Below are 20,518 nucleotides of genomic sequence, written 5' to 3'. Positions count from 1 at the left end.
CGGACCGCGGCGCTGCCGCCGGTGCACCACCCATGCCGCTTTAGCTCAGTTGGTAGAGCAACTGTCTTGTAAACAGTAGGTCATCCGTTCGATTCGGATAAGCGGCACCACATGGGAAGCGCCGAAACGCCTTGAAAATAGGGGTTTCAATAGAAAAGGCCAGCGCGGGGCGCTGGCCTTTTTACGTCTACCGGGAAAATTACCGGGGCTCGATCCGCGAGGCGGCGACCGTGTGGACTGCAATGGAACTGTCACCCCTGCAGACGCGGCTGACCGCGCTTAACGAATGGCTGGGCGATGAGGTGATCCGCTTCAACCCCTTCGACCTGGGCGCCGCAGCTTAAGGGCTGCTGGTCCACCTCAATGGGCATCTGCCTGGGAGGTGTGTTTTTGTCCAGAGGGGGGGGGGGGTTGCAGTGTACCGTGTATCGGTATACGATACGCCTGTCGCTACGAGTAAAGGAGGCGCCGGTGATAAAAACGTATGGAAGTAAGGATACCGAACGAATAGCCAGCGGTAAGAAGGTCAAACCTCTGGCAGGTATCGAGAGGCAGATTCAGATCAAACTGGTGTACCTGAATGCTGCGGTGACGTTACAAGATTTGAAGTCACCGCCCGGCAACCGATTGGAAGCGCTGAAAGGCGACCGAGCTGGGCAGCACAGCATCCGCATCAACAACCAGTACCGCATCTGTTTCAAATGGAAGGATGGTGACGCCTACGATGTAGAAGTCACCGATTACCACTAAGGAGAGTGAGCGCCGGCTAACACCGGCGCGGGCCTCCCAAGTAAGACCCTCAGTCCATCACGTAGAGTCTCATTTAAGAATCGAATTTCAGCTTCACACAATTGGAACATTCCGTAAGCATTCACACTCAAATAGGAGGCGCCGCGCACGCAACGTGCGGCGAAACTATCAAGTCCATGACACGCGCCAACGCGAAAACCGCCACCGCGCTCCCCGCAATTCACCCGGGAGAGATCCTGTCCGTCGAGTTTCTAGCCCCGCTGGGTATGTCCGCCCGCGCTCTGGCCCATGAAATTAACGTTACCCCGGCCCGCGTTTCCGACATTATCGCAGGGCGTCGCGGCGTAACTGCCGATACCGCTTTGCGCCTTGGGCGCTACTTTGGCACCTCGGCCGAGGTGTGGCTTAACCTGCAGGCCAACTACGACCTGGTGACGACCAGTGCTGAGTTGGCCGATGTGATCGACGAAATCACCCCTCGGGCGGCATAAGCCCAAACCTCGGTAGAAGGAAGGTTACCCTTCCTTGCCTTCTGTAGCGACCAAAGCCCCTGCCTCACGGCGGGGGCTTTTTGTTGCGCGGCTGTTGCCCGCACTTCACTGTGCACCAGCCGCCTCCGGGCGGCTTTCGTTTGCCTGGTCGGCCTCCGGCAATTCGGGCCTGAGAACCATGAGTTCGTCCGGTAGCGCTTCCAGCCTCGCCATGTGAAGGTCGTAGCTCCCTTCGGATAGGTAGACCACCGCTTCGAGTGCACGTGCAGCATGGACCAGCGAGTAGGTGGCGAGCGAGAGGACGAGGAACAACACGTCGTATGCTACGGGCGCGCGAAGGATCAGCCCGCGCTCGCCTTGGTGCCGGAGCGCCAACGCAGTCAGATCGCTGTGGGTGAAGCTGCATAGCATCGTGTATGGCCCAATCAGTTCCGGCAGCCCTGCTGCGATGAAGTGATCGGCCTGGGAAGGCTTACCCCTGCGGAACTCTTCATGCAAAGGCTGATAGCGCGTCAAGCACTCAGCCAAGCGCGCCTCCAGCATCGCCCGGTCGTGCGGCTCCAGCAGGTCGGTGGCTAGCATCCGGTCGTAGAGCTTCTTCTCGCCATGAGCCTGCTCGTAGCGCATTCGCCGCACGTGATCGCTCTTGGAAGCAAGCTGGTACACGTCAGCCAGCGCTTCCAACATAGAGCGGACATGAACGCCGGCATGAGTAGTCAATCCGGCCTGAGCCAGCAGGACCGTCGCCTCAAACTGCTCTGCGATAGACAGGAATAGGGCGCATTGCGGTCGTCCAGGGGCATCAAGTGGAGCGCGCATCTCCGCAACCATCGCCTGGGTGGCCGGGAACTGGGGCCTGTCGCGGCACTCGGTATGGGTGAACGGCGGGTGCCGGGCGGTGTTCCGCAATGTGTCCAAAGTGGCGTACAGCGCGCCGGCGGGTGATACCGCGCTGGGCTCCTGCAATATGCGCAAGGGCGCGCAGGGCACGCTGGTGACCCGGATGCCGGTGGGCAGCGATTACCAGGAACTGATCATCGATTATCCCGATGGCCGCTTCCTGTGCATGATGCGCAACAACGGCCAGGTGCAGAGCCTGACGCCGGTTCGTCGCCGCGGCGGTTGAGTTCATCGCGCCAGCGGCCTTATGGTGACCGCCCATACACCCGTCTGGTGGCACCTATATGTCCCATCTTCTGGCCAAAGCAGCTGAGAAGCAGGATCTCGCCCGAATCGACGCGCTGCTGGATGAGGGTGCCGATATCGAGTGGCAGCACAAAGGCACGGGGCGCACCCCGCTGCTATCGGCTGTGATCGCCGGGAAGGCTGACTCGGTGGAGCGGTTACTGGATCGTGGCGCCAACATCCAGCACGCCTGCACTGCACTGGGTTACACCGCGCTGGGTTGGGCTGCCAACGCAGGCGATACGGAAATCGGACGTGTGCTGATTGCTCGCGGTGCATTGCTGGATGCTGCTTCGCCGGAATCGAGGTACACGCCGCTGATGTTGGCGTCTTCGGGCGGCCATCTCGCGATGGTCGAACTGTTGCTGGATAGCGGAGCTACCGTCGCACCGTTGAACTTCGAGGGGACAAACGCACTGGCAATGGCTGATGCCCGCAAGCACGAAGACGTAGTGGCGCGTTTGAAGTTGGCGGGGGCGCAGTTGCCGCCGCCGTTGATAGAGGCGCCGGCGCTTGAGTGGCCCGAACCAGACGCCGAAGGTGAACCCGCCTCAGTGGTGCGTGGCTATTTGTTGGCCTATTACGAATGGGAAACGCGTGGCTACAAGGATTCCCGGTCCGGTGGCAACCTTCTGCGAAGCTCCGGCTTCCAGCAGGAGAAAGCGGATATTTTGACAGCCTGGTGCACCGACCGCCAACGTGTGTACTCGACTGGAATTTCAGTCGGCAGCCCCCGACGGTATGTGCCGGATGACCTACTGGTATCAGTTGCGAGGCTTGGGATCTCGAAGGCGGAAGTGCTGGTACGCGACGATCCTCAGAAGTCGAGTTCCTTGCGTTACGAGCACTTGTTCGTACTCAGACGCGTGAGTGGACAGTGGCGTATCGACGTGTTGAAAAGGCGCCCGTTCCGAGTTGAAAAGTGGTCGTCGGCGATCCTCTAAGCGCGGCCCGCCAAACGGTCGGTCACCAATTTTCCGCCGCCGTAAAGGCCGTCGCAGGCCGACATGACCGCCGTCGGCCGGGAGTCTAAAGGGGCAATGCGGCAAACATTGCCCCCGTCCCGTTACTGCTGGTTTACCGGGTCATTTCCCTTCTTGTAGGTGTAGCCGGTGACATCCCAGCCGCCGCCATGGCCGGACGAGGGTTCCACCCAGGTGAATTCCCACGTCTGCAGGGAGCCGTCGGGAAGCAGGTTTTCCACCCGGTAGATTTCACCGGGAATGCCCTGCTCCGGTAGCTTTCCCGGAATCGATTCATCCGCGCGTGCAGACGCGCGCCCTACGGAGAACGCACGCCGTTCCACCTGTACGTTGCCGTAGCCCTGTGGGGCGAAAGACGGCTTTACCCGCTGCGCCACCCAGTCGAGCACCTGGCGTGCGCTGGCAGTCTGCATGGGATACGCGTCGGTGGTCACCGTATGCGTGATGCGTTGCGAGGAGGCATTGGCAGCTGCCGGAAACAGTCCGCCCAGGGCAATTGCCAGTACCGCAAATCCATTGAGTGCATGTTTCATGTGCGTCGTTCTCCAGGGTTGGGGAAATGAAGCCGCACCGTCCGGGTGCCGACGCAGGGTGGACACAAGGACCGCCGTGGGTAAGAGGCGATGCCGACTCGGGTGTGAAGTGGATCAAGGAAGGGCGGGTTTCCGACCGCTCAGCGCTGGAATGCCTGACGGGGGCGCCTTTGTGCTCGCGGCGATCCGGGCATTGCCCTGCTGCACCGCCGCGAGTGGTGTCACACAGCTCTGGCTAGACTGTGCTTCTTTTTCCCCACCGCAGGAGGCACCCATGGCCCATCCCATCTCCGTATCCCTGATTGGCGTTCCCACCGACGTCGGTGCGGGCCATCGCGGTGCACGGCTGGGGCCGGAGGCGCTGCGCGTGGCGGGCCTGCCGGAGGCGCTGGAAGCGCGTGGTGTGGACGTGCGTGACGTGGGCAATCTGGATGGCCCGCGCAACCCGTGGACCGCGCCGGTGGAAGGCTACCGCCATCTGGATGAAGTGGTGGCGTGGAACCATGCACTGATGGAAGCCAGCTACGCCGAGCTGCAGGCCGGCCGCATGCCCATCATGCTCGGCGGCGACCACTGCCTGGGGATCGGTTCGATCACCGCCGTCGCGCGCTGGTGCCGCGAGCAGGGCAAGACCCTGCGCGTGCTGTGGCTGGATGCGCACTCGGATTTCAACACCAGCGATGTCACCCCGTCGGGCAACATCCACGGCATGCCGGTGGCCTGCCTGTGCGGCCTCGGCCCGGAGGCGCTGACCCACCTGGGCGGCAGCGCACCGGCGATCACCCCGGCGCAGATGCACCAGATCGGCATCCGCTCGGTGGACCCTGAGGAGAAGCGCCTGATCAAGACCCACAAGGTGGATGTGTACGACATGCGCTACATCGATGAGAACGGCATGAAGCGCGCGGTGGAGGCGGCGCTGGCCGGCATCGATGAGAACACTCACCTGCATGTCAGCTTCGATGTGGACTTCCTCGACCCGAGCATCGCGCCGGGCGTGGGCACCACGGTGCCGGGTGGGGTGAACTACCGCGAGGCGCAGCTGGTGATGGAGATGATCGCCGACACCGGGCGCATGGGATCGCTGGACATCGTCGAGCTCAACCCCTTGCTGGACAAGCAGAATGCCACCGCCGAACTGGCCGTGGACCTGGTCGAAAGCCTGTTCGGCAAGTCCACCCTGATGCGCGACTGAGGGCCTGGCCTGAACGGATCGCCGATCCGTTCACACCCGCTCCACGCCGCTGCCGCCAGATTGCACTTCACGCGGCGGCGGTGGCAGTGTGCCCTCCCGCCGAGCGACAGAACCCCATCCGCGAATGAAGCGGTGTAGCGGCGAACCCAAGGAGAAGCCCATGAAGCGCGTAGTTGCCCTGATGCTGTTGTCGATGTTCTCGGTGGCCCTGCTGGCCGGTTGCAATACCGTTGCCGGTGCCGGCAAGGACGTGCAGAAGGCCGGTGAAAAAGTTGAGGACGCCGCCAAGGGCAAGTGAGCCCGGCGCGGATTGGAAAGCGAAAAGGCCGGGAATCTTCCCGGCCTTTTTTGTGCGCGCTGTTTGCCGCATGGCCGTCGAAGCGGAGTGAACCATTCAAGCAGGTGAGCATGTATTTCATTGCCGGTTGACCGGTACTCAACAGCCGCTGCGCGAAGCTGGAGCCACGGTAAGAACGCCGTTGCAACCAAGGACTCCCAGCAATGAACAAAGACATCATTTCCGGCAAGTGGTCGCAGCTGAAGGGCAAGGCCCAGGCCAAGTGGGGCGATCTGACCAACGACGACTTCGATGTTGCCGAAGGTAATGCCGAGTATCTGGCCGGTCGCCTGCAGGAACGTTATGGCTGGGCCAAGGACCGTGCGGAGAAGGAAGTGCGCGAGTTCCAGGACGCGGTGAGCAAGGACTACCCGGACTACAAGTAAGCGCTTCGGTTTCCCCCACAACACGACGCCCGCACCGTGAGGTTGCGGGCGTCGTGTTGTCTGCGCGGGACGATCAGCGCGTCGGCGGGTCCGGCACGTAGCGGTTGGGGAACGCCTGCGGTTCGCGCGGCAGGCGCGAGGGCGAATCCACCAGGATGCCGCGCGCACGCAGGTTGCGGGCGCTGTCGTAGCGCAGCTGCAATACCTGTGCGGGGCTGCGGCTGGCGCGCTCGAAGTCGGTATCGCGCACCGAGGACTGCTCGCGCGCACCGTGGCCGGTACCCAGCGCTGGGGCCTGCGACTTGCTGGCGTAGCCTTCGATGCGGCTGGCATTGGCACTGGCACTGGCATCGGCCGCCGCTTCGGCCGCCGGGGCCGGCAGCGGCAGGCCACGGCGCAGGATCGGCTCGGGGCGCCAGCGACGTGCCTCTTCGAACACCGCCACGCCCACAACGCCGATGTTGTCCGGGCGGCCGGTGCGGCTGGCATAGCTGCCGCTGGGGCTGCTGAACACGAACTGCGCCACTTCGTCCTGGCTCTTGCGCCAGCCGGTGATGTCGGCGCGCTGGCCGGGGTTGAGCACGTAGCCGGTCTGCGAGGGATCGGCATCCTCGCCGGAGATGGCGTTGACGCCGTCCACCGACAGCACCACCAGCACCCGGCGCGGGCTGTCGTTGTACAGGCGCACGGCGTAGCGGTGGCCGCGCTCGCCGGCCACCCAGCGCTGGCCCTCGGCGGGGTAGCTGCGCAATTCGGTGCCACGGTCGCGGTCGACCAGGGTCATGCGCACCGGGCCGCCTTCGTAGGCCGGTGGCGGAGGCGGCGCCGGGCGGAAGCCGGCCAGGGGCAGGATCAGCAGCAGGGGCAGCAGGCGTTTCATCGGGCGTCTCCAGCGGGGTTGGGTGAATGAACGCGCCGCAGGCCCTGACGGGGTTGGTGGCGTGCAAGGTAAACTGGCCCCGTTCATCGAAGGTTACCCCACGCAGTCATGACGACCCGAGTCCTTACCGGCATCACCCCCTCCGGCACGCCCCACCTGGGCAACTACGTTGGCGCCATCCGTCCGGCCATCGCGGCCAGTCGCGCGCCGGGGATCGAGAGCTTCTTCTTCCTGGCCGACCTGCACAGCCTGATCAAGTCGCAGGACCCGCAGCGCACCCAGCGCGCGACCCTGGAGATCGCGGCCAGCTGGCTGGCCTGCGGCCTGGACCCGGAGCATGTGTGGTTCTACCGCCAGAGCGACATCCGCGAGACCACCGAGCTGATGTGGTTCCTGACCGCCATCGCCAGCAAGGGCATCCTCAACCGGGCGCACGCCTACAAGGCGGCAGTGGACAAGAACCGCGAGGAAGGCGTGGACGAGGACGCAGGCGTCAGCGCCGGCCTGTTCATGTACCCGGTGCTGATGGCCGCCGACATCCTGATCTTCAAGGCCAACCAGGTGCCGGTGGGCCGTGACCAGATCCAGCACATCGAGATGGCGCGCGATTTCGCCCAGCGCTTCAACCACGTGTACGGCAAGGAGTACTTCCCGCTGCCGGACGTGGTGATCGATGAGCAGGTGGCGACGCTGGCCGGCCTGGATGGCCGCAAGATGAGCAAGAGCTACCACAACACCATTCCGCTGTTCGTGCCGCGCGAGGAGCTGAAGAAGCTGGTGTTCTCGATCCTGACCGACTCGCGCGCACCGGGTGAGCCGAAGGACACCGAAGGCTCGGCGCTGTTCCAGATGTACCAGGCGTTCGCCACGCCGGAACAGACCGCAGAGTTCGCCAAGGCGTTCGCTGCCGGCATCAGCTGGGGCGACGCCAAGCAGCAGCTGTTCGAGCGCATCGACAGTGAACTGTCGCCGCTGCGCGAGCGCTACAACGCGCTGATGGCCGAGCCGGAGAAGATCGAAGCGCTGCTCAAGCGCCGTGGGCAGCAGCTGCGCGAGCAGTTGGCGGCACCGCTGCTGGAAGAACTGCGCCACGCCGTGGGCCTGCGCGACCTGTCCACGGCGGGCAACATCGCCAGCGAAGATGCCGGCGTGGCCCGCGTGGCGCCGCCGCAGTTCAAGCAGTACCGCGAGAAGGACGGCCGGTTCTACTTCAAGCTGACCGCCGGCGACGGCACGCTGCTGATCCAGAGCGAAGGCTTCGATTCGCCGCGTGATGCCGGCCAGCTGATTGCCGTGATCAAGCAGGCCGAGCAGGGCGACCAACTGCAGAGCGAGCTGTTCAAGCTGGACGCCGAGGTGGACGCCGTGCTGGCCGCGCTGGCCGTGCTGCGCGAAGCGGCCTGATCGCCGGGCCTGCCTGCCCTTTGTAGAGTCGAGCCATGCTCGACTTTGCTCCGCCCCTGTAGAGCCGAGCCCGTGCTCGGCTGGGTAGCAACGCAGCCGAGCATGGGCTCGGCTCTACAGGGACGCCCCCGCCGGCACGACCGTGGCACAGCACCCATGGCATGATGTCCGCGCGCCGCCGGCGCGATGACATGGAGTCTGCGATGGCCTGGTTGTCGCTGCTGCTGTTCCTGCCCTGGTTCCTGCTGCTGGGCAGCCTGTACTGGCTGTTCCCGCGCCAGCCGCGTACCGCGCGGCGGCGCCTGTTCGATGGCACCACCCTGGTATTGGCGTTCGCGCTGAGCATTGTGTCGATGCTGTGGGGCTACCGCATCGGCGTGGTGCAACCCGGCGCCGGCCCGATCTGGCCGCAGGTGCTGGCGGTGCTGTACGCCTACGGCGCGTTCCTGGCGGTGCTGGTGCTGGCGTTGCTGCTGCGACCGCGCTGGCTGGACCGGTAACCCCGCCTTTGTAGAGTCGAGCCATGCTCGACTGCACGCGCCCTCTGTAGAGCCGAGCCCATGCTCGGCTGATGTCTGGCAGAAAGGCAGCCGAGCATGGGCTCGGCTCTACGGAATCTGGACTCCGACCAAAGCCGCATCGAACCCGGGCCGCCTGCGCGCCTACCATGGGCGTCTGTTCCCGATCCTGCCAGGTGCGTGCCGATGACCGCCGACCCCAGCATCCACACCATCGATACCGGCTTCCAGCGCCCGGACTTCGACGCGGCTTACCTGATCGTTGAAAACGGCCGCGCCGCGTTTGTCGACTGCGGCACCGGCCTGTCGGTGCCGGCGATGCTGCAGGCGCTGGCGGATGCCGGCCTGGGCGTGGAAGCGGTGGACTGGTTGCTGCTCACGCACGTGCACTTGGACCACGCCGGCGGCGCCGGCCTGCTGATGCAGCAGCTGCCCAACGCAAAGGCGGTGCTGCACCCGCGCGGTGCGCCGCACATGATCGACCCGACCCGGCTGATCGCCGGTGCCACGGCGGTGTATGGCGCCGAAGAGATCGCGCGCAGCTATGGCCGCATCGAGGCGATTCCGGAGTCGCGCGTGGTGGTGGCCGAAGACGGCCACCGCATCGATCTGGCCGGCCGCGAGCTGGTGCTGCTGCACACGCCGGGTCACGCGCTGCACCACTATTGCGTATGGGATGCGCGCAGCCGCAGCTGGTTCACCGGCGATACCTTCGGTATCTCCTACCGCGAGCTGGACAGCGTGCAGGGCGCTTTCATCTTCCCGACCTCCTCGCCGGTGCAGTTCGACCCGGAGGCGATGAAGGCCTCGATCCAGCGCATGCTGGGCTACGGCCCGCAGGCGATGTACCTGACCCACTACGGTCGTGTGGAACAGGTGGAGAAACTGGCCGGCGACCTGTTCGAGCAGATCGATGCGATGGCCGCCATCGGCCGCCAGTGCGACGGTCGACCGGACCGCCATCGTTGCCTGTTGGCCGCGTTGCAGGCGCTGTATCTGGAACGTGCACAGCTGCATGGCTGTGCGCTGGACGATGCGGCAGTGACCACCGTGCTGGCGATGGATATCGAGCTCAACGCACAGGGCCTGGCCTGCTGGCTGGATCGCATCAGCAGGTAGATCCACGCCCTGCGTGGATGACGCGAGCCCAAGCCGCGCCGTGATGTCACGACCACGTTACACTCTGGTGACTTCCAAGCTAGCCGTGGTACTGCCGTGAATCCGATGCGCGTGTTGCTGCTGTCGTCCTGCCTGTTCGTCGGTGGCCTTGCCCATGCGGCCAACGACCTGCCGGGTGGCGGCATCGATCCGCAGGCGCTGTCGCGCCATGTGCGCGTTCTGGCGTCGGATGAATTCGAGGGCCGCGCGCCGGCCACCGAGGGTGAAGAGCGCACGGTGCAGTACCTGATCGAGCAGTTCCGCAGCTACGGCCTGCAGCCCGGCGGCGTGGATGGCAGCTGGGTGCAGCCGGTCCCGTTGGTGCGCGCGCAGCTGGACGGCCCGGCCAAGGCCAGCCTGTCGCTGAAGCAGGGCAAGCGTGCGCTGGCCAATGGCGTGGACGTGACCCTGCAGAGCCTGCAGCCGCGCAAGCGCGTGCAGATCAGGGATGCACCGCTGGTGTTCGTCGGCTATGGCATCGATGCGCCGGAACGCCAGTGGAACGACTACAAGGACGTGGACCTGCACGGCAAGATCGCCGTGGTGCTGATCAACGATGCTGATTTCGAGGCCGATGCGCCGGGCGCGTTTGACGGCAAGGCGGTGACCTACTACGGCCGCTGGACCTACAAGTTCGAGGAAGCCGCACGCCGTGGTGCCGAAGGCGTGCTGATCGTGCACGAGACCGCGCCGGCCGCCTACGGCTGGGCCACGGTGAAGAGCTCGGGCACATCGCCGCTGTTCGACATCGAGCGCGGCCAGGACGAGGCGATGGCGCAGCACACGCCGCTGCGTGGCTGGATGCAGCGCGAGCTGGCCGAGGCGATTTTCGCCGACGCCGGCCTCGACTTCGATGCCGAGAAGCGCAAGGCGATGCGCGCCGACTTCCGTCCTGTGGCACTGGACAACGCCAAGCTGAGCGTGGACTTCGCGCTGAAGCGCGAGCAGGTGGTGACCCGCAACGTGGTGGCCAAGCTGCCCGGTGGCGAGCATGGCGACGAGGCGGTGATCTTCTCCGCGCACTGGGATGCGTTCGGCATCGGCCAGCCCGACGCCAAGGGGGACCGCATCCGCCGCGGTGCGATCGACAACGCCACCGGCGTGGCCACGGTGCTGGAACTGGGCCGGGTGTTCGCCGCCGGCCCGCAGCCGCAGCGCACGCTGTACTTCGTGGCGCTGACCGCCGAAGAGAAGGGCCTGCTGGGCGCCAGCTACTACGCCGCGCACCCGCTGGCGCCGCTGGACAAGACCGCCGCGGTGCTGAACATCGAAATGTTCAGCCCGGATGGCCCGACCCGCGACATCGCGTCGTGGGGCAAAGGCCGGGTCTCGCTGGAAGGCGACCTGGAACGCGTGGCCAAGGCCCGCGGCCGCAGCTACAGCCCGGACCCGAACCTGGAAGCGGGCTTCTTCTACCGCGCTGACCACTTCGCCTTCGCCCGCCTGGGCGTGCCGGCAATCACCATCGGCCCGGGCCTGGACAAGCTGGACGGTGGGGTTGAAGCCGGCCGCGCGCTGCGCGAGAAGTACTTCGCCGATTGCTACCACCAGGCCTGCGATGCCTGGACGCCGCGCTGGGACCCGAGCGGCCACGCTGCCGATACCCTGCTGGTCTACGATCTGGGCGCGGAGCTGGCCAACAGCCGCCGCTGGCCGACGTGGGAAAAGGAATCGGAGTTCCGCGGCGCGCGCGACAAGAGCGAAGCGGCCCGCCGCTGAGGTAGTGCCGGCCGCTGGCCGGCAACTGCCTGCTCTTTCCGGAGGTTCATGAGGTTGTCGGCCAGCGGCCGGCACTACCAAAGGAATGTTGAGTTGCCGGCCAGCGGCCGGCACGACCGAAAGAATGTGGAGGTGTCGGCCAGCGGGCGGCACGACCGGGTGTTCGTCAGCGCCGGCGCAGCAGCTTCCACGCGCCCCAGCCGCTGGCGGCGAGCGCTGCCAGATAGCACGCCACCATCGTGCGCAGGCCGACCAGCGATCCGCCGTTGACGCCGCGATGCAGGCGCAGTTGCAGCGAGCTGTGGCCGCTGCCCAGGTCCACTGCCAGCTGCAGCGCCAGTGCGGCGCAGAACAGCAGCAGGGCGATCCCGAAACCGATGCGTGGCCATGCGGCCTGTGCGCTGGGGCGGCGCAGCAGCCAGGCCAGTGCCGTGGCTGCGGCCAGCGTCACCGCGATCCACATCAGTGGAGGAGCGGGAGACGCAGCGGCCACCGGCATTGCACCGGTGGCCGCGATCAGGGCAACGCGCTTACTTGCGGGTGCCGTCGAGCCAGTTCGGGCCCTTGTTGGTGAGGAAGAACACATAGACCACCAACGATACCGCGATCGTGGCAGTCACGTAGAGGGCGAACCAATCGACGTGGCCGGTCTTCAGCGCGCCCTGGTACAGCAGCGGGGCGGTGCCGCCGAACAGCGAGTTGGCCAGCGCATAGCCCAGGCCCACGCCCAGTGCACGCACATGGGTGGGGAACAGTTCGGCCTTTACCACCGCGTTGATGGAGGTGTAGCCGGTGAGGATGACGAACGCCATGGCCAGGGTCAGGAAGGCCAGGGTGGCGTCATGCTGGTGCGGCAGCTGGGTGATCAGGTACCAGCTGTACAGCACGCCGCCGACGCCGAAGAACACCAGCAGGGTCTTGCGGCCGATGATGTCCGACAGCCAGCCACCGACCGGCTGCAGCACCATCAGGAAGGCCAGCACGCCCAGGTTGATCAGGGTGCCGGTCATCGGATCGTTGCCAGCGAAGGCGCTCTGGATCATCTTCGGGCCGTTCACCGAGTAGGTGTAGAAGGCCACGGTGCCGCCGGCGGTGATCAGGAAGCACAGCAGCAGCGGTCGCCACTGGTGCACGAACAGCTCGTACATCGAACCGGACTTCTGCGCCTTGCCCTCGCGCGCGGCCTCGATGGACGACTCCGACAGCGACTCGTCCATGCCACGGCGCAGCCAGAACACCACCACCGCGGCGATGCCGCCGATGCCGAAGGCGATGCGCCAGCCCCACTCGGAGATTTCCGGCTTGCCCCAGAAGGTCAGCATCAGCAGCAGGGTCAGCTGGGCCAGCACGTGGCCGCCAACCAGGGTGACGTAGTGGAAGGACGACAGGAAGCCGCGGCGGCCGGGAATGGCGGCTTCGGACATGTAGGTGGCGCTGGCGCCGTACTCGCCACCGGTGGCGAAGCCCTGCAGCAGCCGTGCGAACAGCAGGATGACCGCGGCCCAGATGCCGATGCTGGCGGCGGTGGGGGTGATGGCGATCAGGAACGAGCACAGCGCCATCAACGTGACCGAGACGGTCAGCGCCAGGCGGCGGCCATGGCGGTCGGCGAAGCGGCCGAAGAACCAGGCGCCGATCGGGCGCATCAGGAAGGTCGCGGCGAAGATCGCCCACACGTACATCGTGGAGTTCTTGTCGTCGGGCGAGAAGAACTGCGATTCGAAGTACACGGCGAACACCGAGTACACGTAGACGTCGTACCACTCCACCAGATTGCCGGCGGAGCCTTTGAGGGTGTTGGAGATCGACCGCCGCAGGGCGGCGCGGTCGTTCGCGGGGACAGCAGGTTGGGGCGTGGTGCTCATCTGGGTGGGAATCCTCGATGCGGCGCGTCCGTGCGCAGGGAAAACGGCGCCCGGCCTTGGGGCGGCGCGGCCGGGCAGCCCTCTTGGTACTGCATCGACCGTCAACACGGGGTAGCAGACCAGAGCAGGGTGCATGGATGGATGACAGCGTGCCACCGCATGGGGTCCCGGACCATACTCAAAACGTCCTAGAATCCGCCTTCCCCCGGCTCCCTGGTGTGTCATGTCGGCTCCCCCCTCTTCGTCTGCGGCTGCCTCCCGGGGTGGCCTTGTCGCGCTGGCACTGCTGCTGGTCTATGTGGTCTGGGGCTCGACCTACCTGGGCATCGCCAAGGCCCTGCACGGCGGCGCACTGCCGCTGACGATGGTCTCCGGCAGCCGCTTCATCATTGCCGGCGGCCTGATGTTCCTGGCGCTGCGCCTGTTCTGGAAGCTGCCGAACCCGACCCTGCGGCAATGGCGCAACTTGGTCATCATGGGCGTGACCATGCTGGTGCTGGGCAACGGCATGGTGGTGCTGGCCGAGCGTGAGGTGTCCTCGGGCCTGGCCGCCACCGCGGTGGCCTCGGTGCCGCTGTGGATGGCGCTGTTCTCGGCGCTGCGCGGGCAGCATGCCAGCCGCGGTGAGTGGCTGGGCATCGCCATCGGCTTCCTCGGTGTGGTCTGGCTCAATGCCGGCAGCAGCCTGACCGCCTCGCCGACCGGGCTGGTGCTGCTGCTGATCGCGCCGATCGGCTGGGCCTTCGGTTCGGTGTGGGCACGCGGGCTGGACCTGCCGGGCCCGTTCATGACCGCGGCCGGGCAGATGATCTGCGGTGGCGTGCTGCTGGTGCTGATCGGCCTGGCGGTCGGCGAGCGCCCGAGCACGCTGCCCGATACCGGTGGCCTGCTGGCGATGGCGTACCTGTGCGTGTTCGGCTCCATCGTCGCGTTTACTGCCTACGTGTGGCTGCTGCAGAACGTGCGTCCGGCGCTGGCCGGCAGCTATGCGTACGTCAACCCGGTGATCGCGGTGCTGCTCGGCGCGCTGCTCAACGGTGAGCGCTTCGGCTGGCGCGACCTGCTGGCGATGGCGGTGATTCTCCTGGGTGTGGTGGTACTGACGATGGCAAGGACGCGAAAGAGATGAGCATGGACGAGAAAGAACAACGCCGGGGCCTGCTGGTCACCGCGTCCACCTTCGTGATCTGGGGCCTGGTGCCGGTGTACTGGCACCTGCTCAACGAGGTGCCTTCGTTCCAGATCATCGCCCACCGCATCATCTGGAGCACCGTGCTGGTGCTGGGCTGGCTGCTGATCAGCTCGCGCCTGGGCTGGTGGCAGAAGATCGCCGCGCAGCCGCGCGCGCTGCCGATCCTGCTGGTGTCGAGCCTGACCATCGCCTTCAACTGGGGCCTGTACATCTGGGCGGTCAACGCCGGTCATGTCATCGAGACCAGCCTGGGCTACTTCATCAACCCGCTGGTGAACGTGCTGCTGGGCGTGCTGGTGCTGAAGGAACGCCTGCGCCGCCTGCAATGGGTGGCGGTGGCGATGGCGGCGGTGGGCGTGGCCTGGCTGACCATCGACGCCGGCACACCGCCGTGGATCGCGCTCGGCCTGGCTTGTTCGTTCGGCCTGTATGGGCTGTTGCGCAAGCTGGTCTCGGTCGACCCGGTGGCCGGCCTGGGCGTGGAAAGCATGTACCTGTTCCTGCCGGCGCTGGCCTTCGCGATCTGGGCGGAAAACGGCCATGGCGGTGCGTTCTTCCATGGCTGGGGCTGGCGCAACGACCTGCTGCTGATCTTCGGTGGCGCAGTCACCGCCGTACCGCTGATCGGCTTTGCCTACGGCGTGAAGCGCATTCCGCTGTCGCTGGTCGGCATCCTGCAGTACATCGCACCGAGCCTGCAGCTGCTGCTGGGCGTGTTCTTCTTCCACGAAGCGTTCGATACCGCCAAGGCGATCGGTTTTGCCGCGATCTGGGCCGGCCTGATCCTGTTCGTCGGCGACAACATCCGCACGATGCGCGCCAAGCGCTAGCGCCGGCGGGGCTGCGGGGTCGGATCCCTCCGCAACGCGGAGGGCTCTGACCCTGTTCTATCCGTCGCGTGGGGTCAGAGCCCTTCGCAGGGCGAAGGGATCCGACCCGCTTCCACCCAAAAAAGAACGGCGCCCCGAGGGGCGCCGTTCTGCTTCCGTCCACGGCCAGGAGAGAGGGATGGCCGTGGCGGGAAGGCGGTTGCAGGCTTAGAAGCGCTGCTGGTACTTCATGTACATGAAGCGGCCGATGTCGAAGCCACCGTAGTAGGTGAAGCTGCTGTTCGGCTGGCTGTACATGATCGGACCCTGGTGGTTGAACACGTTGTTCACGCCCAGCGACACGGTGCCATCCCACGGCAGGCTGTAACGCACCTGCAGGTCGTGGAAGGTGTTGGAGCCCACCTTGTTGGTCGGCGACGCGCTGGTGTACGACGAGTTGAAGCCCGGCATGTTGCACTCATCCATGTACGAGCACTTCTCCTTCATGCTGGAGTAGTAGCGCGCGGTCCAGCCGATGCCGAGGTCGCCGTACTGCCAATCCAGGTTGAAGGTGGAGCGCACGCGGAAGTCGCCGGCCCAACCGGTACGCTGTTCCACCGGGGTGGTGGCGGCGCTGTCGTTGCGCTGCTCCAGGTAGTCGGTGTAGGTGGTGTTCCAGTTGACGGCGAACTTGCCGAACGCGGTTTCCGGCAGGCGGTAGCGCACGTTGATGTCATAGCCGGCGGTTTCGCGGTAGCCCGCGTTGACCAGCGAGCGGTCCAGCGAGTTGACCTGGCCGTTGCTGCCACGGGTGAAGCGGCCGCAGGCGGCATCCGAACCCTGCACGTAGCACTGTTCCAGGATGTTGGTGGCCGACTCACCGACGATGGCGTTGTCGATGCGGATCTTCCACCAGTCCAGGCTGACGTCCAGGCCCTGCACGAAGTCCGGGCTGTAGACCAGGCCGACGGTCCAGGTCTTGGCGGTTTCCGGCTTCAGGCCCGGGTTGGAGCCCGAGCTGAAATCGGTGGTGGCCTGCTGGCCGGGCTTGGTGGCCACGCTGCCATCGCTGTTGAGCTGGCGGAAGTTGGCCGGCACCTTCAGCGCCTGGCAGCGGGCAGCGACGGTCGGGCTGGTGGCGGCGGTACCGAAGGAGGTATCGCACGGATCGGTGAACGAGTCGCGGCTGCTGACGGTGCCGCCGTACAGGTCATCCACGGTCGGCGCACGGAAGCCGGTGCCGTAGGTGGCGCGCACCAGCAGGCTGTCGATCGGCTTCCACTTCAGGCCGAACTTGCTGTTGGTGGTCGAACCGAAGTTGTTGTAGTCCGAGTAGCGGCCGGCCATGTCCAGCGACAGTTCGCGGGCGAACGGCAGGTCGGCCAGCAGCGGCACCTGCAGTTCCAGGTAGACCTCGTTGAGCGAGTAGTTGCCGCGGGTCGGCTGGCCGCTGGTGCCGGCGATCTCGCCCTTCTGCACCATCGTGTCCGGAGTGTAGCCGGCTTCTTCGCTGCGGTGCTCGAAGCCCATCGCGGCCAGGATGTCGCCGGCCGGCAGGGTGAACAGCGAGCCGGAGATGTTGCCGCTGGCGACCTTGGTGGTGCTCTGCATCTTGTCGACGAAGCGGGTGAACAGGTAGTCCTGCACGTCCTGGTTGCTCAGCGAGCCGGGTCCGGTGTAACCCATCGGGGCGGCCGGGTTCCACGGCACGCAGCCGGCGATCACCGCGCCCGGCGCACCGCAGCGGGCCACGTTGCCGTCCATGAAGGACGGGCCGACGGCCAGGTTGACGTGCGGCTGGTACATGCTGCCGGTACCGATGCGCTCGCCTTCGTTGCGGTTGTACATGTAGCTGACGTTCCAGTCCCAGTACCGCGAACCGGTTTCGAAGCTGCCTTCCAGACCAATGCTGGCGCGCTTGGTTTCCAGGTTGTTCTCGGTGCCGCGCGGCAGTTCCTCGGTACGGTGCGCGAACAGCGCATCCTGGCCCCACAGGTTGAACGCGCTGTCCTTGGACAGGGCGGCACGGCTGCCATTGCGGGCCTGCGCGGCGCTGACCGAGTACGGGTAACCGGCCAGGTGCTTGGTCGACTCGCGCTTGCTGTACAACGCGTCGGCGACGATGCGCAGGTTGTCGGTGATCGAGAAGCCACCGTTGGCGAACACCGAGGTGCGTTCCAGGCCGGTCAGCAGGCTCATGTTCGACTTGGTGTTGGCACCATCAGCCGGGTCCGGCGCATGGAAGTTGCCGGCCTTGCCCGGGTCGCCGCCCGGGCCCACCGTCAGGTTCTTGCCACCGACGGTGACGTAGCCCCACGGGGTATTGCCATTGAGGCCATCGTTGGGGTGGCGCGGGCCGTTGGTGTAACGGCTGAACTCGCGGTCCTTGCCCAGCACCTCATCTTCCTTGGTGCGCTCGGCGCCCACGCTGAACCAGCCGCGCTCGAAGGTCTTGCCGAAGGTCGCGCTGTAGGCGCGCTTCTGGCCGTCACCCTGGCCGTACTGGCCGACATAGACGCTGGCTTCGCCACCATCGAAATTCTTGCGGGTGATGATGTTGACCACGCCGGCGATGGCATCGGAGCCGTACAGCGCGGAGGCGCCGTCGGTCAGCACTTCCACGCGCTCGACGATGGACGACGGGATCGAGGCCAGGTCGGAGTAACCGCCGGCGCTGATGCCCATGCGGCGGCCGTCGATGAGCACCAGGCTGCGTTCCGGGCCCAGGTTGCGCAGGCTGACGTACATGCCGCCGAAGTCGCGCGAGGAGGTCAGCGACGAGGCGCGGCTCATGCTCGGCGCACCGGCGGCAGGAATGTCCTGCAGGATGTCAGCGACGTTGACGTAGCCCTTCTTCTCGATCTCGGCGCGGTTGAGCGCGACCACCGGCTGTGCGGTTTCGACACTGGCCTGGCGGATGCGCGAGCCGGTGATTTCGATGCGGTCGAGGTTGGTCGGGGTATCGCTGGTGCTCTGTGCGAAGGCGGGGGTGGTGCAGCTGGCGGCCAGCGCGATGACGATCGCGTTGCGCAGCGGATTGGTTTTCAGGGACATCCGTGAAATCTCGTGTTTCGGTAAAAACAAGCGCCCGTTCTATGGGCGCGTGGGGTGCTGCAAACCAACGTGGGGGGCGCGATTCTAGAATGTTTCCATTCGTAACTGTTTGTCTCGGCGCCGCTGGACGTGCGCGAAAATGAATCGCAACCAACAATCCACAGATGCGCTGTGCGCAGCGTCACGCGCGCTGCGTTTGCGATGGGCAGAGGCATCGATAGCGGCACGAAGCTGGCACGCTTGAGTGGTTGCGACAACGCGTCGCAGTACGCGCTTGTATGCAGGCGCGCAGGCGTTGTGATGCACGTGCCCGCATGAAATGCTCTTCGCCTTGTCATCGAAGGCAGGAGACGAAGGAATGATCCAGCTTGAAGAAGCACGCCGTCGCGTGGAGGCTGCACTTGCCAGCGACGATGAGCCGGTTGCCATCACGCATGAGCACGAAGTGGTCGAAGGCTGGCTGTTCTGCTTCCAGTCGCTGCGCTACCTGCAATCCGGCGAAATCTCGGATGCATTGGCCGGCAATGGGCCGATCTTCGTCGACCGGCACACAGGCGAGCAGCACGCGCTGGGCACGGCGTATCCGCCCGAGGAGGTCCTTCGCCAGCATCTGGCCGCGCGCGGCCCCGCCGTCTGATGCTGCGGCGGCGGATTTCTGAGTTCGGCAACGTGAAAGGGACGGAGCCTTCGCTCCGTCCCCTTGCGTGATGCGCAGTCCACCGCTGCGCGATGCTCAGGTTTCGCGCAGCGCCGTGGTGATCGGCAAACGTGCCGCGCGCAGTGCCGGGAACAGGCCGCCGACCAGGCCGATGCCCAGTGCCCATTTCAGGCCGGTCCACAGCAGTTCCGGCGACACATGGAACTTGAACACCACTGCGCTGAAGTTGCTGCCGATGGTGGACACGCTGTAGCCATTGAACAGCAGCCACGCCACCGCACAGCCGAGCAGGCCACCGAGCAGCGCCAGCAGCATCGTCTCCAGCATCACTGCCGTCACCACCGGCAGGCCGCGGAAGCCGATCGCACGCATGGTGGCGATTTCGCGGGCGCGCGTGGCGACGGCCGCATACATGGTGTTGAGCGCGCCAAACACCGCACCGACCGCCATGATCGTGCCGATCACCTTGCCAAGGATGTCGATCAACTTGGTCAGCCCGCCGCCCTGCTTGCTGTAGTACACGCGGGTGGTTTCCACGTCCAGTTTCAGGCGCGGGTCGGCGGCGACGGCGGCCTTGAACTGATCGAAGCCTGCCTTGCCCTCGGTGCGCACGCTGATCGACTGCCAGGCGCTGCGCTGGTAGGTGGTGGCCAGCGTATCGGCGTCGGTCCACAGTTCCGAATCATGCGCATCGCCGGTGGCGAACACACCCACCACGGTCCAGGTCTGGTTGCCCAGGGTCAGTGTCCTGCCCACCTCCATGTCGCGGAACTGGCCCTTGGCGCCCTGGCCGACCACGATCTCGCGCAGGCCAGTGGCGAACTTGCGGCCCTCGACGATCCTGACCTTGTCATGCACCGCCCACGCCTGCGGGCCCACGCCGCGGAACTGCGCGTTGACGTCGGTGCCATCGGACTTCGACACCAGGTTGACCACCTGCGACAGCTCCGGCGACAGCAGCGGCCGGCCCTGCGCATCGCGGCTGATGCCGGGCAGGGTGGACAGCATCGGTACCTGCTCGCGGGTGATCACCGAGTTGGTCTCGGCCTGCGAGCCACCGCGCAGCACGATGGCAGTGGTGTCATCGCCGGTGTTGTTGAGCGTGGCCTGGAAGCCTTCGCCCATCGCCAGCATTGCCACGAGCACGCCGACCACGCCGGCGATGCCGACCACGATCACCGAGGACGCGCCCCAGCGCTGCGGCAGGCTGGCCACGCCGATACGGGTGGCGGCCAGCGCCAGTCGCCCCCCGCGGGTCAGCAGAAGCCACAGGGCCACCAGCACGGTCACGGCCAGCACGCCGGTCCACGGCAGGCTGATCCACAGCACCAGGCCGACCGCCAGCAGCAGCACCGTCACGCCGTTGCCCAGCCACTTCTTGAGTTTGCTCTTGAACATGTC

The 20,518-nt window shown here is 65.8% G+C and carries 21 protein-coding genes and 1 tRNA gene; 15 read left to right on the top strand and 7 right to left on the bottom strand.

Translation table 11 applies throughout. The annotated features are described in order from the left end of the window. Positions 1–34: 34 nt before the first annotated feature. The 3 genes from AC5P7I_RS17340 (at position 35) to AC5P7I_RS17330 (ending at position 1,241) form a co-directional block, all read left to right on the top strand. Positions 35–110: transfer RNA gene (locus tag AC5P7I_RS17340), tRNA-Thr, on the top strand. 361 nt (positions 111–471) lie between these two features. Further along, the gene (locus AC5P7I_RS17335) at positions 472–750 is read left to right on the top strand and encodes a type II toxin-antitoxin system RelE/ParE family toxin (RefSeq protein ID WP_046428099.1); all 279 of its coding nucleotides are present in this window, start codon (positions 472–474) and stop codon (positions 748–750) included. A gap of 176 nt (positions 751–926) precedes the next feature. Further along, complete coding sequence (locus AC5P7I_RS17330) at positions 927–1,241, top strand: HigA family addiction module antitoxin (RefSeq protein WP_046428102.1); 315 nt, start codon at positions 927–929, stop codon at positions 1,239–1,241. A 105-nt stretch (positions 1,242–1,346) separates the two neighbouring features. On the opposite strand, the gene AC5P7I_RS17325 is transcribed toward AC5P7I_RS17330, so the two are convergent. After that, positions 1,347–2,060 carry a DUF5677 domain-containing protein gene (locus tag AC5P7I_RS17325; protein WP_262087958.1) on the bottom strand — a complete coding sequence of 238 codons (714 nt, stop codon included), beginning with the start codon at positions 2,058–2,060 and terminating at the stop codon, positions 1,347–1,349. On the opposite strand from AC5P7I_RS17325, the gene AC5P7I_RS17320 reads away from it, so the two are divergent. Further along, on the top strand, positions 2,005–2,367 hold the full coding sequence (locus AC5P7I_RS17320) for a DUF3011 domain-containing protein (RefSeq protein WP_080342703.1): 363 nt from the start codon (positions 2,005–2,007) through the stop codon (positions 2,365–2,367). The two genes, AC5P7I_RS17325 and AC5P7I_RS17320, sit on opposite strands and share 56 nt — an antisense overlap. A 58-nt stretch (positions 2,368–2,425) precedes the next feature. Next, entirely contained in the window at positions 2,426–3,370 is a 945-nt protein-coding gene (locus AC5P7I_RS17315; RefSeq protein ID WP_134808434.1) for an ankyrin repeat domain-containing protein, read from the top strand. 122 nt (positions 3,371–3,492) lie between these two features. Here the strand turns inward: AC5P7I_RS17315 and AC5P7I_RS17310 are convergent, their stop codons facing one another. Then, the gene (locus AC5P7I_RS17310; RefSeq protein ID WP_046428110.1) at positions 3,493–3,942 is read right to left on the bottom strand and encodes a hypothetical protein; all 450 of its coding nucleotides are present in this window, start codon (positions 3,940–3,942) and stop codon (positions 3,493–3,495) included. Between the two features lie 274 nt (positions 3,943–4,216). Between AC5P7I_RS17310 and rocF the strand changes: the two genes are divergently transcribed. From rocF to AC5P7I_RS17295, 3 genes are all read left to right on the top strand, one after another. Continuing rightward, the gene (gene rocF, locus AC5P7I_RS17305) at positions 4,217–5,137 is read left to right on the top strand and encodes an arginase (protein ID WP_032956249.1); all 921 of its coding nucleotides are present in this window, start codon (positions 4,217–4,219) and stop codon (positions 5,135–5,137) included. Positions 5,138–5,297: 160 nt separating this feature from the next. Further along, a complete protein-coding gene (locus AC5P7I_RS17300; RefSeq protein ID WP_014035659.1) occupies positions 5,298–5,435 on the top strand; it encodes an entericidin A/B family lipoprotein in 138 nt (45 codons plus the stop codon). 203 nt (positions 5,436–5,638) lie between these two features. Beyond that, the gene (locus AC5P7I_RS17295) at positions 5,639–5,860 is read left to right on the top strand and encodes a CsbD family protein (protein ID WP_004153772.1); all 222 of its coding nucleotides are present in this window, start codon (positions 5,639–5,641) and stop codon (positions 5,858–5,860) included. Between the two features lie 73 nt (positions 5,861–5,933). Here the strand turns inward: AC5P7I_RS17295 and AC5P7I_RS17290 are convergent, their stop codons facing one another. Continuing rightward, on the bottom strand, positions 5,934–6,740 hold the full coding sequence (locus tag AC5P7I_RS17290; RefSeq protein ID WP_262087959.1) for a hypothetical protein: 807 nt from the start codon (positions 6,738–6,740) through the stop codon (positions 5,934–5,936). Positions 6,741–6,848: 108 nt separating this feature from the next. Between AC5P7I_RS17290 and AC5P7I_RS17285 the strand changes: the two genes are divergently transcribed. From AC5P7I_RS17285 to AC5P7I_RS17270, 4 genes are all read left to right on the top strand, one after another. After that, entirely contained in the window at positions 6,849–8,144 is a 1,296-nt protein-coding gene (locus tag AC5P7I_RS17285) for a tryptophan--tRNA ligase (RefSeq protein ID WP_014645631.1), read from the top strand. A gap of 203 nt (positions 8,145–8,347) precedes the next feature. Then, on the top strand, positions 8,348–8,644 hold the full coding sequence (locus AC5P7I_RS17280; protein ID WP_032956243.1) for a hypothetical protein: 297 nt from the start codon (positions 8,348–8,350) through the stop codon (positions 8,642–8,644). A 204-nt stretch (positions 8,645–8,848) separates the two neighbouring features. Next, positions 8,849–9,781, top strand: coding sequence for an MBL fold metallo-hydrolase (locus tag AC5P7I_RS17275; RefSeq protein WP_164077831.1), 933 nt, complete (start codon positions 8,849–8,851; stop codon positions 9,779–9,781). 105 nt (positions 9,782–9,886) lie between these two features. Further along, on the top strand, positions 9,887–11,539 hold the full coding sequence (locus AC5P7I_RS17270) for a M28 family metallopeptidase (protein ID WP_262087974.1): 1,653 nt from the start codon (positions 9,887–9,889) through the stop codon (positions 11,537–11,539). Between the two features lie 166 nt (positions 11,540–11,705). Here the strand turns inward: AC5P7I_RS17270 and AC5P7I_RS17265 are convergent, their stop codons facing one another. Together AC5P7I_RS17265 and AC5P7I_RS17260 are read right to left on the bottom strand one after the other, a co-directional pair. Next, positions 11,706–12,002, bottom strand: a complete 297-nt coding sequence (locus AC5P7I_RS17265; protein ID WP_014645635.1) for a hypothetical protein — start codon at positions 12,000–12,002, stop codon at positions 11,706–11,708. 67 nt (positions 12,003–12,069) lie between these two features. Next, on the bottom strand, positions 12,070–13,404 hold the full coding sequence (locus tag AC5P7I_RS17260; RefSeq protein ID WP_262087960.1) for an MFS transporter: 1,335 nt from the start codon (positions 13,402–13,404) through the stop codon (positions 12,070–12,072). A 223-nt stretch (positions 13,405–13,627) separates the two neighbouring features. Between AC5P7I_RS17260 and yedA the strand changes: the two genes are divergently transcribed. Together yedA and rarD are read left to right on the top strand one after the other, a co-directional pair. Next, the gene (yedA, locus tag AC5P7I_RS17255; protein ID WP_262087961.1) at positions 13,628–14,533 is read left to right on the top strand and encodes a drug/metabolite exporter YedA; all 906 of its coding nucleotides are present in this window, start codon (positions 13,628–13,630) and stop codon (positions 14,531–14,533) included. Beyond that, positions 14,530–15,426, top strand: coding sequence for an EamA family transporter RarD (gene rarD, locus AC5P7I_RS17250; protein ID WP_014645638.1), 897 nt, complete (start codon positions 14,530–14,532; stop codon positions 15,424–15,426). Before yedA ends, rarD begins: the two co-directional genes overlap by 4 nt. A 207-nt stretch (positions 15,427–15,633) precedes the next feature. On the opposite strand, the gene AC5P7I_RS17245 is transcribed toward rarD, so the two are convergent. Next, positions 15,634–18,459, bottom strand: a complete 2,826-nt coding sequence (locus tag AC5P7I_RS17245; protein ID WP_262087962.1) for a TonB-dependent receptor — start codon at positions 18,457–18,459, stop codon at positions 15,634–15,636. Between the two features lie 358 nt (positions 18,460–18,817). Between AC5P7I_RS17245 and AC5P7I_RS17240 the strand changes: the two genes are divergently transcribed. Beyond that, the gene (locus AC5P7I_RS17240) at positions 18,818–19,096 is read left to right on the top strand and encodes a YrhB domain-containing protein (RefSeq protein WP_019661820.1); all 279 of its coding nucleotides are present in this window, start codon (positions 18,818–18,820) and stop codon (positions 19,094–19,096) included. A gap of 96 nt (positions 19,097–19,192) precedes the next feature. On the opposite strand, the gene AC5P7I_RS17235 is transcribed toward AC5P7I_RS17240, so the two are convergent. Then, positions 19,193–20,515 carry an ABC transporter permease gene (locus tag AC5P7I_RS17235; protein WP_032956233.1) on the bottom strand — a complete coding sequence of 441 codons (1,323 nt, stop codon included), beginning with the start codon at positions 20,513–20,515 and terminating at the stop codon, positions 19,193–19,195. Positions 20,516–20,518 lie beyond the last annotated feature (3 nt).

It is taken from the genome of Stenotrophomonas sp. YJH_SMC_138 (assembly GCF_059369855.1).
Note: the sequence above shows the minus strand (reverse complement) of the source record. Positions and strands in the feature narration are given on the sequence as shown.